At 39.9% G+C, this 13,349-nt stretch carries 14 protein-coding genes; 12 read left to right on the top strand and 2 right to left on the bottom strand.

Annotation, left to right across the window (positions count from 1 at the left end; all coding sequences use genetic code 11):
* Window positions 1-231: HIT domain-containing protein (locus CYP77_RS09270; protein WP_103599754.1), on the bottom strand; the 231-nt coding region annotated here is incomplete at its 3' end.
* Window positions 232-349: 118 nt separating this feature from the next.
* Here CYP77_RS09270 and pheS point away from each other — a divergent pair.
* The 9 genes from pheS (at window position 350) to CYP77_RS09315 (ending at window position 10,818) form a co-directional block, all read left to right on the top strand.
* Window positions 350-1,345, top strand: coding sequence for a phenylalanine--tRNA ligase subunit alpha (gene pheS, locus CYP77_RS09275; RefSeq protein WP_103567564.1), 996 nt, complete (start codon window positions 350-352; stop codon window positions 1,343-1,345).
* The gene (pheT, locus tag CYP77_RS09280; protein WP_103567563.1) at window positions 1,342-3,678 is read left to right on the top strand and encodes a phenylalanine--tRNA ligase subunit beta; all 2,337 of its coding nucleotides are present in this window, start codon (window positions 1,342-1,344) and stop codon (window positions 3,676-3,678) included. Before pheS ends, pheT begins: the two co-directional genes overlap by 4 nt.
* Window positions 3,675-4,961 carry a 3-phosphoshikimate 1-carboxyvinyltransferase gene (aroA, locus tag CYP77_RS09285; RefSeq protein WP_103567562.1) on the top strand — a complete coding sequence of 429 codons (1,287 nt, stop codon included), beginning with the start codon at window positions 3,675-3,677 and terminating at the stop codon, window positions 4,959-4,961. Before pheT ends, aroA begins: the two co-directional genes overlap by 4 nt.
* Complete coding sequence (locus CYP77_RS09290) at window positions 4,942-5,766, top strand: 4-hydroxy-3-methylbut-2-enyl diphosphate reductase (protein ID WP_103567561.1); 825 nt, start codon at window positions 4,942-4,944, stop codon at window positions 5,764-5,766. Before aroA ends, CYP77_RS09290 begins: the two co-directional genes overlap by 20 nt.
* A gap of 80 nt (window positions 5,767-5,846) precedes the next feature.
* Window positions 5,847-7,532, top strand: coding sequence for a 30S ribosomal protein S1 (locus CYP77_RS09295; protein ID WP_103567560.1), 1,686 nt, complete (start codon window positions 5,847-5,849; stop codon window positions 7,530-7,532).
* Between the two features lie 50 nt (window positions 7,533-7,582).
* Window positions 7,583-8,020: a hypothetical protein gene (locus CYP77_RS09300; RefSeq protein WP_258032410.1), complete on the top strand. Its 438-nt coding sequence runs from the start codon at window positions 7,583-7,585 to the stop codon at window positions 8,018-8,020.
* Window positions 8,014-9,594 carry a phosphoglycerate dehydrogenase gene (gene serA / locus CYP77_RS09305; protein ID WP_258032419.1) on the top strand — a complete coding sequence of 527 codons (1,581 nt, stop codon included), beginning with the start codon at window positions 8,014-8,016 and terminating at the stop codon, window positions 9,592-9,594. The genes CYP77_RS09300 and serA overlap by 7 nt, the downstream gene beginning before the upstream one ends.
* Window positions 9,595-9,615: 21 nt before the next feature.
* Window positions 9,616-10,182 carry an elongation factor P gene (efp, locus tag CYP77_RS09310; protein WP_004317246.1) on the top strand — a complete coding sequence of 189 codons (567 nt, stop codon included), beginning with the start codon at window positions 9,616-9,618 and terminating at the stop codon, window positions 10,180-10,182.
* Between the two features lie 24 nt (window positions 10,183-10,206).
* On the top strand, window positions 10,207-10,818 hold the full coding sequence (locus CYP77_RS09315; protein WP_103567557.1) for a DUF4304 domain-containing protein: 612 nt from the start codon (window positions 10,207-10,209) through the stop codon (window positions 10,816-10,818).
* A gap of 46 nt (window positions 10,819-10,864) precedes the next feature.
* On the opposite strand, the gene CYP77_RS09320 is transcribed toward CYP77_RS09315, so the two are convergent.
* The gene (locus tag CYP77_RS09320; RefSeq protein ID WP_258031662.1) at window positions 10,865-11,122 is read right to left on the bottom strand and encodes a SelT/SelW/SelH family (seleno)protein; all 258 of its coding nucleotides are present in this window, start codon (window positions 11,120-11,122) and stop codon (window positions 10,865-10,867) included.
* Between the two features lie 81 nt (window positions 11,123-11,203).
* Between CYP77_RS09320 and CYP77_RS09325 the strand changes: the two genes are divergently transcribed.
* The 3 genes from CYP77_RS09325 to CYP77_RS09335 all read left to right on the top strand — a co-directional run bounded on the left by CYP77_RS09325 (window position 11,204) and on the right by CYP77_RS09335 (window position 13,105).
* A complete protein-coding gene (locus tag CYP77_RS09325; RefSeq protein WP_103567555.1) occupies window positions 11,204-11,755 on the top strand; it encodes a DJ-1 family glyoxalase III in 552 nt (183 codons plus the stop codon).
* Between the two features lie 224 nt (window positions 11,756-11,979).
* Entirely contained in the window at window positions 11,980-12,225 is a 246-nt protein-coding gene (locus CYP77_RS09330; protein ID WP_035142802.1) for an RNA recognition motif domain-containing protein, read from the top strand.
* A complete protein-coding gene (locus CYP77_RS09335; protein ID WP_103567216.1) occupies window positions 12,203-13,105 on the top strand; it encodes a glutamate--tRNA ligase family protein in 903 nt (300 codons plus the stop codon). Before CYP77_RS09330 ends, CYP77_RS09335 begins: the two co-directional genes overlap by 23 nt.
* The last annotated feature ends 244 nt before the right edge of the window (window positions 13,106-13,349 follow it).

Here is a 13,349-nt window from a genome sequence, read left to right on the forward strand (position 1 = left end):
GTATCCGCTCTTATCAACGCCCATTAAGCTCGCCACTTCTTGGATAAATTTAGTCATCTCACCCATCAAAACTGGGTCCATCTCTTGGAAGTTTTTGTAGTGTTTTTTAGGGATGATGAGGATGTGGATCGGCGCTTTTGGATTTATGTCGTTAAAAGCTAGAAATTTCTCGCTCTCAAGCACTTTGTTACAAGGAATTTCACCAGCAACGATCTTTTCAAATATGGTCATTTTAGCTCGTTTGAAAGTTTGAGAAATTATATCAAAGTGTGCTTAAATTTCGCGCTTTTTATCTTGATTTTAACTCTTTTTCTATAAAATCGATGCAAAAATTCATAAAGGTAAAAAATTGCAAGATTTCATTAATAAAATCAAAAATGAAATTTCAACTCTTGATGATTTAGAGAAGGTCAGGGTAGAAATTTTTGGCAAAAAGGGCATCTTGGCGCAAGGTTTTGCAAAGCTAAAAGAGCTTGGCGAGGATGAAAAAAAAGAATTTGCAGCAAATTTAAACAAGCAAAGAGATGAGCTTGGCGCGCTTATAGAAGCTAAAAAAGCCGAGCTTAGCGAGCAAGAGATAGATAACAAGATGAAAAAAGAGGCCGCTGATATCACGCTTTTTAATGAGCCTGTTGCTAGTGGGGCGCTGCACCCTGTGATGGCCACGATGGATAAGATAATTGAGTATTTTTTAGCTCTAAATTTCTCGCTCGAGACTGGGCCGCTTATAGAAGATGATTTTCACAACTTTGAGGCGCTAAATTTACCAAAATACCACCCAGCAAGGGATATGCAAGATACATTTTACCTAGATGATTTTAGACTTTTAAGGACGCATACGAGCCCAGTTCAGGTGCGAACTATGTTAAATCAAAAGCCACCTATCCGCATGATAGCGCCTGGCACTGTCTTTAGACGAGATATGGACTTAACGCATACACCGATGTTTCACCAAGTGGAGGGCCTTGTGGTGGAGGATGCAGACAAAGTTAGCTTTGCAAATTTAAAATCAATGTTAGAGGGCTTTTTAAAGCACATGTTTGGCGATGTTGAAGTGCGTTTTCGCCCTAGCTTCTTTCCATTTACGGAGCCTAGCGCAGAGGTTGATATTAGTTGTATATTCTGCCACGGCAAGGGCTGCAGGGTGTGCAAGCAGACTACTTGGCTTGAGGTGCTTGGATGCGGTGTCGTGGATCCAAATGTATTTAAGGCGGTTGGCTATAAAAATGTAAGCGGATATGCCTTTGGCCTTGGGGTTGAGAGATTTGCGATGTTGCTTCATAGAGTGCCTGATCTAAGGTCACTTTTTGAGGGAGATTTAAGATTGTTGGAGCAGTTTAAATGATAATTTCAAAGCATTGGTTAAACGAGTGGATCGACCTTAGCGAGGTTAGCGGCGAGACACTTTCAAAGACATTAAACTCTATCGGCTTAGAAGTTGATAGCTATAAAGAGATAAATTTACCAAAAAGCGTTGTGGTGGGCTACGTAAAAAGTAGAGAAAAACACCCAGATGCCGATAAACTAAGCGTTTGTCAGGTTGATGTTGGCAGCGAGACGCTTCAGATCGTTTGTGGTGCCAAAAACGTCGAGGCTGGTCAGTTTGTGCCAGTTGCGCTCATTGGCACTACGATGCCAAATGGTCTTGAGATCAAAAAGGCAAAGCTAAGAGGCATCGAGTCATGTGGTATGATCTGCTCTTCAACTGAGCTAGGACTACCAAAGACAAATGACGGTATCTTGCCACTTGATGAGAGTATCGGCAAGCTAAAACTTGGCACAAGTCTTGGTGAATTTGAAGCGTTTAAAGATGTGATCATCGAGGTCGATGTCACAGCAAACAGGGGTGACTGCCAAAATTTACATGGCATCGCAAGAGAAATTTGCACCGCACTTGATCTAAATATGAAAGATAGCCACGAAAATGAAGATAGCGAAAATTTACTAGGCATCGGCAGGATCGCATCTGTGCGAACCGAAGATAAGGTAAATGGCTCGTTTTTGTATAAAGCATTTGAGCTAAAAAATGCATTAAGTGAAAATTTATTAACTCGCTTGAGGCTAGCTCTAATTGAGTGCCAAAAGACAAATTTAGTAGAAAGACTGCTTGAATACGCGACATTTTGCACGGGCGTTTTATTTAGAGCTTATGATCACACTAAGCTTGTGGGCGAGGGCGAAAAAGCTGTTTTTGACATCAAAAATGGCGAAAATGGCGAGTGCGTGGTTTTTTGTGAGGATAAAAATTTAGGCGTTGCTGGAATTTACCAAAGCGATGAGGCTAGGGTCGATGAGGGCTCAAAGGTGATCTTGGTAGAGGCTAGCTACGTAAAACCAGATGTTGTTTCAAAAGCCATTTTTGAAAATAAAAATTTACCAAAAGGCGATCAGGTTTATCGCTCAAGCCGTGGTAGCGAGCCAAATTTAGCTTACGGGGCGGACTATCTTTTTAAAAGGCTAGCTGGCTTTAAAGATAGCCTAAGTCTTTTTGCTGGCTCACAGCAATCACTTCTAAACACCGAGCCTATCACGCTTAGCATCTCACTTGGCGAGCTTAAAAATATGATCGGACAAGAGGTTGCAAGAAACGATGTCGTTAAAATTTTAAAGAAACTTGGCTTTGAGATCGCGGTAAATGTTGAGCAAGAGAGCTTTAACGTAAAAGTGCCGTTATTTCGCCACGACATCGTAAATTCGCATGATATTTGCGAGGAGATCGTAAGGATAATAGGCATCGACAATATCGCCTCAACGCCGTTAAATTTCTCTGAGAAAAATAGGCTAAATAAGACATATTTTGACTATAAAAATGCTTTAAATTTAAGGCGCCGTGCAGCCGATAATGGCTTTTTTGAAAGTGTGCACTACGTATTTGACAGCCTTGATGAGCTAAGTGAGCTAAATTTCAAACCTTGCAAGATCAAGATACTAAATCCTATAAATAACGAACTAAACACGCTTAGACCAGCACTTGTTAATCACCTTCTAAGCTCGAGCGAGAAAAATATCAAAAACTCAAAGCGCTCAGTTAGACTTTTTGAGCTTGGCGAAGTTTTTGACGAAAATGCAAATCAAGGTTTAAATTTAGGCTTTGTCGTATCAGGTCTTTTAAAAGAGCCAACATTGATAAACGGCGCAAAGGGCGAGGAGGCAAATTTCTACGCATTTGCAGCGATGGTGCAAAATGTCATAGGCAAATTTGAGCTAAAACCTTGCCAAGAGATCACATATCTTAGCCCATACGAACAAGCGCACATCTATCAAAATGGCGAAAAGATCGGCTATATCGGCAGAGTCGATGCGAGGGTAGAGGCAAAAAGAGATCTGCCTAAAACTTATGTCTGCGAGATTGATTTTGCAAAGCTTAAATTTGAGCCAATCCTTGCAGTGCCATACTCTAAATTTCAAAGCACGACAAGAGATCTTAGTCTCATCGTGCCTGAAAATTTCGAGGCTGGACGAATTTATGAGTGCATAAGAGGGCTAAATTTAAAAGAGCTAAAAGAGTTCTTGCCGGTTGATATCTATAAAGATGCGAAACTAAACGGTGCGATCAGCCTTAGTCTTAAATTTACATTCCAAGATATGGAAAAAACGCTTGAAGATGACGATATAAACGCGCTTATGGATAAAATTTTAAGCGAGCTAAAAGAGAAGCTAAATATCGGAATAAGATGAGAATTTATCCATTAGAAAAAAGTCTAAATTTAACCATCGATGACATCGCAGCCGACAAGTCTATCTCGCATAGATGTGCGATCTTTTCGCTTTTAAGTGACAAGCCATCTCGCGTTAGAAACTATCTAAGAGCAGGCGACACGCTAAATACCTTAAAGATCATTCAGCTCTTAGGTGCAAATGTCGAAGATAACGGAGCTGAGATAATAATCACTCCACCACAAAAGATAAAAGAGCCAAATGAAATTTTAGAGTGTGGCAATTCGGGCACGGCGATGAGGCTTTTTATGGGGTTACTAGCCGCACAGAAGGGTTTTTTCGTGCTAAGTGGCGATAAATATTTAAATTCTCGCCCGATGGCAAGGATAGCAAAGCCTTTAAATGAGATGGGTGCAAAGATAGATGGCGCAAACGACGCAAATAACGCTCCTCTTTGCATAAGAGGGACTAAATTTGAAAGGTTTAGTTTTGATAGCAAGATCGCCTCAGCTCAGGTAAAAAGTGCGCTTTTGTTGGCGGCTCTTTACTCAAATGGCTGCAAATTTAACGAGCCAGAGCTAAGCAGAGACCACACTGAGCGCATGCTTGCTGGCATGGGAGCTGATATAAAGCGTGACGGCTTAGAGATCACTCTAAAGCCTATGAAAGCCCCACTTGCGCCACTTGATATAGACGTGCCAAATGATCCAAGTTCGGCATTTTTCTTTGCGGTTGCGGCTTTAATTATCCCAAATTCGCATATTATTTTAAAAAATATCTTGTTAAATAAAACTCGCATCGAAGCTTACAGAGTTTTAGAAAAAATGGGCGCTGAGATAAAATTTCACAAAACCTCAAGCAAATATGAAGATATCGGCGATATTGAGATTAGATACTCGCCAAATTTAAAAGGCGTAGAGGTTAGCGAAAATATCTCGTGGCTCATCGACGAAGCCCCAGCTTTAGCCATCGCATTTGCCTGCGCAAAGGGTCAAAGCAAGCTAACAAATGCAAAAGAGCTTCGCGTAAAAGAGAGCGACAGGATAGCTGTCACGATAAATGCGCTAAAGCAGTGCGGTGTCGATGCTAGTGAGCTTGAAGATGGTTTTATCATAAATGGCTCGGAGGCTAAATTTGCCACTATCGATAGCCACGGAGATCACAGGATCGCTATGAGCTTTGCCATACTTGGGCTAAGATGTGGCATGCAGATAGAAAAGAGCGAATTCATCGCCACTTCATTTCCAAATTTTGCTGAAATTTTAAAGAAAATGGGAGCTAAGGTTGAAGATCGAGCTTGCTAGTAGTTATGGTTTTTGCTTTGGTGTAAAAAGGGCGATAAAGATAGCTGAAAACGCTGGAGATGCTGCAACTATCGGCCCACTCATACATAATAACGAAGAGATAAACAGGCTTGAGAAAAATTACAATGTAAAGACGCTTGAGGGCATAAGCGAGCTAAAAGATGAGAAAAAGGCGATTATCCGCACTCATGGCATCACTAAAAACGACCTTGCAGAGCTAAAAAAAACAGATATAAAAGTGATCGATGCAACTTGTCCGTTTGTGACAAAGCCGCAACAAATTTGCGAAAAAATGAGCGAAGAGGGCTATGATGTGGTGATCTTTGGTGACATGCATCACCCAGAGGTAAAAGGGGTGAAGTCATATGCTAAGGGCAACGTCTATGTTGTGCTTGAAGAGAGTGAGCTAGAGGGCGTTAAATTTAAGCAAAAGGTCGCGCTTGTTAGCCAAACTACTAGAAAAGTTGAGAAATTTATGCAGATCGCAAACTATCTCATGCTTCATGTAAAAGAGCTGCGCGTTTTTAACACGATCTGCAACGCGACATTTGAAAATCAAGAGGCTGCTAAAAATTTAGCAAAAAGAGCTGACGTGATGATAATAATCGGCGGTAAAAACAGCTCAAACACAAAACAACTCTACCTAATATCTAAAAATTTCTGCGAAGATAGCTACCTAATAGAAAGCGAAGAAGAGCTTGAGGGATCATGGTTTGATGGCAAAAATTTGTGTGGTATAAGTGCGGGGGCTAGCACGCCTGATTGGATCATACAAAAAGTCGTTGATAGAATCAAAAAAGTATAAAATTTATCCTAGCTAAAGCCACAATTAACTATAATAAGCCAATTTGCCTCTACTGGCATAATAAAATTTAAAGGATCAAGATGGCTGTGAACAAAAGTGTTCAATTAGGAAAAGCAAAAGACGAAGATATCGAAGATATCGAAGATATCGATTTTGCTGCGATGTTAGAGGAGTCTTTTAAAAAGACTGAAGAAGATAGTGACGCAAAGATCGTCAGTATCAATGGTGATGAGGTTTTAATCGACGTTGGCAAGAAGTCAGAAGGCATTTTAAATGTTTCTGAGATCACTGACGCAAACGGCAACCTGACGCATAAAGTTGGCGATACGATCAAAGTTGTAATAACTGGATCAAGAAATGGAAGACCTATAGTGTCGCACAAAAAAGCACTTAGAAAAGAGAAAGTTAAAGCTTTCATCGAAGCTTACGATCCTGAAAATTCTGGCGAAATCGACGTAAAAGTAGTTGGAAAAAATAAAGGTGGTTTTATCACTCAAGACGCAAATGGCGTAGAATTTTTCTTACCAAGAACGCACAGTGGATTTAAAAACGCTGAGGGTGTAGTTGGAAAATCATACAAAGTAAGAGTTATAAAAGTCGATAAAGAAGAGAATAGCATCGTTGTCTCAAGAAAGAAAATTTTAGATGACGACCGCAAAAAACGCAAAGAAGCCCTATCAAACATAGTAGAAAACGATAGCGTTATAGAGGGCACAGTTAAAAAGATCACAACTTATGGTATGTTTGTTGATGTTGGCGGTGTAGATGGACTTGTTCACTACAGCGAGATAAGCTACAAAGGCCCAGTAAATCCTAGCTCACTATACAAAGAAGGCGATAAAGTTTTAGTTAAAGTTATTAGCTATGACAACGAAAAACGCCACCTATCTCTATCTATCAAGGCAGCTACTCCAGATCCTTGGGAAGAGATCATAAGTGACGGACTAGAAGTTGGCGACACTATAAAAGTAACAGTTAGCAACATCGAGCCTTATGGCGCATTTGTCGATCTTGGAAATGATATTGAAGGATTTTTACATATATCTGAAATTTCATGGGACAAAAATATCAAAAATCCAAAAGATCACATCAACGAAGGCCAAGAGATCGATGTTGAAGTTATCGAAATAGACGCAAAAGGACACCGCTTAAGAGTGAGCCTTAAAAATTTACTTCCAAAGCCATTTGATGAATTTAAAGCTAAATTTAAAGAGGGTGACGTAGTAAAAGGCGTTGTAACAACTATCACAAATTTTGGTGCTTTTGTTAGAGTAGGCTGCGTTGAGGGCTTGCTACACAATGAAGATGCATCTTGGGATAGAAACGACAAATGCAAAGATATGTTCAAAGCTGGCGACGAGCTTGAAGTAAAGATTATCAAAATAGACAGCGCTGAGCAAAAAATTTCTCTAAGCCTAAAAGATCTAAAACAAAGCCCAGTTCAAGCATTTGCTAATAAATTTAGTGTAGGCGATATCGTAAAAGGAACGATCCGTGACATTAAAGAGTTTGGCGTATTTGTTGAGCTTGGTGATAACGTCGATGCGCTAATCCGCAAAGAAGATCTAGGTAGCGTAGATGCTAGCACGTTAAAGATCGGCGATGAGATCGAGGCTGCTATCGCTTTTATCGATGAGAAGAAAAATAGAATTCGCATAAGCATACGCCGTTTAGCAAAACAAAAAGAGCGTGAAGTGTTAAATGAGATCAACGACAACGACGACAAAGTAACACTTGGCGACATTATAAAAGAACAATTACGCTAGTATAAATGGGCAGACGCACGCTTTTATTAGTAGTTGTTCTGCTCTTTGTGATGTTAGGTTTGGTTGGAATTTATCTTGTTAAATTTGCAAGTGTAAATTTCAGCCAAACTGCTGAAAAAAATATGACAAATGAGCAAAATATAACCAAAAACACAGCCGGCAGTGAAAACTGGATCAACGAGCTGGCAACTATTAAGAAAAAAGATTACGTATTGCCCGTAAATGAAATTTTTATAGAATACAACCGACCTAAGATAGAAAAGCCAAAGATCACAGCATACGAACTTTTGATAGATAAAAACGATATCTACTCTATGTTTTGTTTGATGCAGACTTTGCGAAGTAGCGAGGTTGATTTCACTGTTGTAAAGGACGGCGCCAAAAGCCAGATCTTTTTAAATACTCAAGACTCAAGGCTTTTGCAAAATATTATTTTGCAGCTAAGAGTTTACGACATCCACTCAAGTGTAAGAGAGGTAAAATTATGAAAACTATCATTGTTTGCGACGCGATACACCCAGTAGGTTTTGAGCTTTTAAAAAAAGAGCAAGATATAAATGTAATAGACGCAGTTAGTACTCCAAAAGACGAGCTTTTAAAAATTTTAGGCGAGGCTGATGTGGCGATCACTAGAAGCTCGACTGAGGTAAATGAGGCGTTTTTAGAAGCTGGTAAAAAACTAAAAGCTATCGTTAGAGCTGGTGTTGGCGTGGATAATGTTGATATAGATGGCTGTTCAAGAAGAGGCATCATCGCTATGAACGTCCCAACCGCAAATACTATCGCAGCAGTCGAGCTAACTATGGCTCACATGCTAGCGGCTGCAAGATCGCTAGAGTACGCTCATAACGACCTAAAGCTAGATAGAATTTGGAAGCGTGAGAAGTGGTACGGGGTTGAGCTATTTAAGAAAAAGCTTGGCGTTATCGGCTTTGGCAACATCGGCTCAAGAGTAGCAGCTCGTGCTAAAGCTTTTGGCATGGATATCATCGCATACGACCCATATATCGATCCATCTAAGGTCATCGATATGGGCGGCACTTATACTAAAAATTTTGACGATATCTTGGCATGTGACTTCATCACGATCCACACTCCAAAGACCAAAGAGACAACCGATATGATCGGCGCTAAAGAGATAGCAAAGATGAAAGATGGCGTAAGACTTATAAACTGCGCTAGAGGCGGCCTTTATAACGAAGAGGCGCTTTATGAGGGGCTAAAAAGCGGCAAGGTGGCTTTTGCTGGCATTGATGTTTTTACAAAAGAGCCAGCGACAAACCATCCGCTTCTTGATCTAAATAATGTAAGCGTCACGCCACATCTTGGAGCAAATACCCTTGAGTCGCAGCGCAACATCGCAGTAGAGGCAGTTGAACAAGCTATCTTGGCAGCACGCGGCATAAGCTATCCAAACGCTTTAAATTTACCTATAAAAACAGAAGATTTACCACCGTTTGTTGAGCCCTATATTGATCTTACAAGCAAGATGGCTTTCTTGGCAGCTCAGATAAACAAAAGCGCTATCAAGGCTATCCGTATAGAGACTCACGGGCAGATTGGCGAATATGCAAATTCAATGCTAACTTTTGCGATCGTGGGCGCTTTAAAAGAGAGTCTTGGCGATGCGATAAACTACGTAAATGCTAAATTTTTATGCGACGAAAAAGGCATAACTACCGAAACTAGCACAGGTGGAGATAGTATCTTTAAAAATAAGATCACGGTTCGTCTTACTACTGAAAATGGCATCGTAAGCATTGGCGGCACGGTCTTTGGTGAAAATCAACAGCGCATCGTAACCGTAAATGGCTTTAAGACTGACTTCAAGCCAAAAGGTAAGATGATCATCTTCAAAAACCACGACGTACCAGGCGTTATCGCTCAGATCAGTAAAATTTTAGCTGACGAGAAGATAAACATCGCAGACTTCCGCCTTGGTAGAGATGAGCACGGCATGGCGCTTGCGGTCATCTTGGTTGATGAACATATAAAAACAGAAACGCTAGAGAGATTAAACGCACTTGAAGCTTGTGTTTGGGCTCAATACGCAGTTATATAACAAATTACGAAAGGATAAAAAATGGCTTCATATTCAATGGGCGATCTAAAAAAGGGACTAAAGATCGAGATCGATGGCGTTCCTTATAAAATCGTAGAATATCAACACGTTAAACCGGGCAAGGGCGCAGCTTTTGTTCGTGCAAAGATCAAATCTTTTGTCGATGGAAAGGTTCTTGAAAAGACTTTTCACGCAGGCGATAAGTGCGAGCAGCCGCATCTTGAAGAAAAAGAGATGCAGTATCTCTATGATGATGGTGAGTTTTGCCAGTTTATGGACACGACTACTTACGAGCAAGTTGCGATCAGTGACGAGGACGTGGGCGATGTTAAAAAATGGATGATCGATGGCATGATGGTTGAAATTTTATTTCACAACGGCAATGCTATCGGCGTTGAAGTGCCACAAGTAGTCGAGCTCAAGATAGTTGAAACTCCACCAAATTTCAAGGGCGATACACAAGGTGGTAAAAAGCCAGCTACTCTTGAGAGCGGCGCGGTAGTTCAGATACCATTTCACGTACTAGAAGGCGAGGTCATCCGCGTCGATACCGTTCGTGGCGAGTATATCGAGCGCGCAAATAAATAACCATACATCTGGCGCGTTAAATTTATGAAAGAGAAATTTGACGAGCTTATCGCTCTACTAAAGCCGCTATTTAAGGATAATGGCTTTAGTAAGAGCGCTTTAAATTTCTACAAAAATACTCCAAATTTTATATACGTTGTAAATTTTCAAAAAAGTAGTGGCAATAGCTCAGAGCGCACGAGATTTTATATAAATTGTGGCATTTATGCCCCTTTTATAGAGGCTACTCTTGGCAAAGAAGCGCTTAGTAAGCCAAAAGAGTATGAGTGTCATTATAGAGCTAGAGTGCATGAAATTTCAAAGACAGCCTTGGCACACTACGAGCTAGAGCCAGATAGTGACGTGGAAGAAATTTATGAAAATTTAGCAAACGACCTTGGCTTTGTTTTTAAATTTTTGGGGCAAAATAACTCGGAGGAAAATTTAATAGAGCTAATGCTCGAACAAAACGGTCTTGCAGCGATAAATCAGCTCTACGAATATCTTTTAATAGAAGACAAAAGAGAAATTTTGATCTCTCATGCCAAGATGCTTTACGCAAAGCACGGCAGCGAAGCAAGATGGGAGAAATTTCAAAATCAGATAAACGAGCTACTTAGAAAATATAAACAAGACGAGATAAATTTTAAAGAGTAAATTTGAGACAAAAGAACGAGGCAGTTGCCTGCCCCGCTAGTTAGCATTAAGCCGACTTTTCTTTGAGATATTTGTTTATAAGAGTTGTGATCTCTTCGCCGTGAGGAAATCTTGACTCATCGTTTCCGATGCGATCTTTCTTAGAAAAAATAACATCTCCATTAACCTCGACGATGAAATTTCCACCATCTCCTACAACCAACTCGACTCTTGCATCACTAAAGTTCGTTTTTATTTCATCTTCTACACGAGAAGCTACCGGACGATAGTTTCAAGAGTTGCAGTAAATAATTTTTACTTGCATGCTCTGTCCTTTCTTGTGAAATAAGCTTTGATTATATAAAATTTATCCTAACGAACGGATAACACAAGAAAGGAGAGAGTTATGAAAAAGGTAGCCGTAATCCTAGCTGATGGTTTTGAGGAGATCGAGGCGCTAACCTCTGTTGATGTTTTACGCAGAGCAGGTGCTATAGCATCTATCGCTAGCTTAAAGGATGCGCAGATCAGAGGTGCTCACAACATAAGTGTAAAAGCTGATGTCACACTTCGTGAGGTGGAAGAGCTAGGTTATGATGCGATCGTGCTTCCAGGAGGTCTGCCTGGTGCAGAAAATCTCGCAAATGACGCCAAACTAAGAGAAATTTTGCAAAAATTTGATAAAGAGGGCAAGCTAATTTGTGCCATTTGTGCCGCTCCTATGGTGCTTGAGCGAGCTCGTGTGCTTAAAGAGTATTTTGTCTGCTATCCTGGCTTTGAAGAAAATGTAAGAAGCGATAAAAGAGGCTACGTAAGAGATAAAAACGTGCTAAAAGATCAAAACATCATCACTGGCAAGGGACCAGCTTTTTCTATGGAATTTGCGCTTTTTATAGTGAAAAATCTGCTTGGCGAAGAGGCTTACCTTAAAGTAAAAAATGATTTACTTTATAAATAGTTTATAAAAAAATTGTAATTTTTTATTTAATTATTCTACTTAAACTTAAGGATAAATTTTGTTTAGTGATAGATATTATAACGCTGTGTTGTTGCGATTTGTTGCATTTAAGGATATTTTTTAAAAATTTATAATATTTTTTTTGATTTTTACATCTTTTTGACGGAAATAAGCTATTATTTCTCTAATCGATCAGATCGATAATTTTTTTAAGGAACACTCCTGTGAATATTTATGTAGGAAATTTGTCGTATAGAACGACAGAGGCAGAGTTGAAGGAAGCTTTTGCACAATTTGGTGAAGTAAAGCGCGCAAAGATCGTAAAAGATAGAGAGACAGACCGCTCAAAGGGCTTTGGCTTTGTTGAGATGGACGATGCGAACGAGGGCCAAAAGGCGATCGACGCACTAAATGAAAAAGAACTCGGCGGACGCACTTTAAGAGTAAATGAGGCTAGACCAAGAGACTAATGACTATTTGCCACCATCTGGTGGCATAGTCTCTCGCATAGCTCCCACGCCAAGCGGCTATCTACACGCTGGCAACGCCTACAACTTCATCTTGACTTATCTTTTGACACGCTCATTGGGCGGTGTTTTGCACTTAAGGATCGATGATTATGACCTTGGCAGATACCGGCGCGAATTTGTTCAAAATATCTTTGATGTGTTAGAATTTCTGGGGCTAGATTACGATAAAGGCGCTACAAGCGTTAGTGACTTTGAGCGTAATTTTAGCTTTAAAACAAGAGCTAAAAGATATGAAAACGCACTTGAAAAGCTAGGTGAAATTTACATTTGTGAATGCACAAGAGCCACGAAAGATGCCTATGAAAACGGCATTTACACTAAAATTTGCAAAGATAAAAAGCTAAAATTTATAAAAGATAAAACCGCTATTAGACTAAGCGTGGATGAAAATGATGAGCTTGGCAGACAAGTGGCAGCGCAGATGGGCGATTTTGTCATTTATAAAAAGGATTTTACCCCAGCTTACAACTTTGCAAGCGTCATAGACGATGAGGATATGGGGGTAAATTTAGTCGTTAGAGGCGAGGACTTGCTGCCTTGCACGCTAGCTCAAAGATACCTTGCAAAAAGGCTAAATTTTAGCTTTTTAAATGCCAAATTTATTCACCATAAGCTACTTTTAGACGGAGCTAAAAAGCTCTCTAAAAGCTCGAAATCACCACCGATAGATCTAAGCCAAAATCCTCAAATTTATTACAAAATGTTAGTAAACGATCTTGGACTAAATTTAAACTCAGCAGATAAAATTTCAAACTTGCTTTATGAATTTAGGCTTAAAAATATAGCTGAGAAGTTGATGGGCTCTAAAAATTTTATATAAATTTAGATATGTAGTGTGTTGGTGTTATTGTTTGCACTATTTTACAAATTTTAAAATTCTATTCACTCCTAAGAATTGACTACTGATTTTAGGTTTCGTAAAACTCGCCACTAAATTTAGAAGCGCGATATGCTCGTTCATAAATTTTTAAAATTTGCTTACACTTGCCCGACGATAAAACGCATGCTGTGCGTTAGCGCTATCGCATGCCACCTCTAACGTCGTAGGGGTTAGGGGATTGTTA

It is taken from the genome of Campylobacter concisus, from assembly GCF_002913865.1.
Lineage (GTDB): Bacteria > Campylobacterota > Campylobacteria > Campylobacterales > Campylobacteraceae > Campylobacter_A > Campylobacter_A concisus_AM.

Excerpts from the sequence above, each read along its gene's own strand:
- pheT (WP_103567563.1), top strand. The coding sequence starts at position 1,342 with ATGATAATTTCAAAGCATTGGTTAAACGAGTGGATCGACCTTAGCGAG.
- aroA (WP_103567562.1), top strand. The coding sequence starts at position 3,675 with ATGAGAATTTATCCATTAGAAAAAAGTCTAAATTTAACCATCGATGAC.
- CYP77_RS09295 (WP_103567560.1), top strand. The coding sequence starts at position 5,847 with ATGGCTGTGAACAAAAGTGTTCAATTAGGAAAAGCAAAAGACGAAGAT.
- CYP77_RS09300 (WP_258032410.1), top strand. The coding sequence starts at position 7,583 with ATGTTAGGTTTGGTTGGAATTTATCTTGTTAAATTTGCAAGTGTAAAT.
- efp (WP_004317246.1), top strand. The coding sequence starts at position 9,616 with ATGGCTTCATATTCAATGGGCGATCTAAAAAAGGGACTAAAGATCGAG.
- CYP77_RS09315 (WP_103567557.1), top strand. The coding sequence starts at position 10,207 with ATGAAAGAGAAATTTGACGAGCTTATCGCTCTACTAAAGCCGCTATTT.
- CYP77_RS09325 (WP_103567555.1), top strand. The coding sequence starts at position 11,204 with ATGAAAAAGGTAGCCGTAATCCTAGCTGATGGTTTTGAGGAGATCGAG.
- CYP77_RS09335 (WP_103567216.1), top strand. The coding sequence starts at position 12,203 with ATGAGGCTAGACCAAGAGACTAATGACTATTTGCCACCATCTGGTGGC.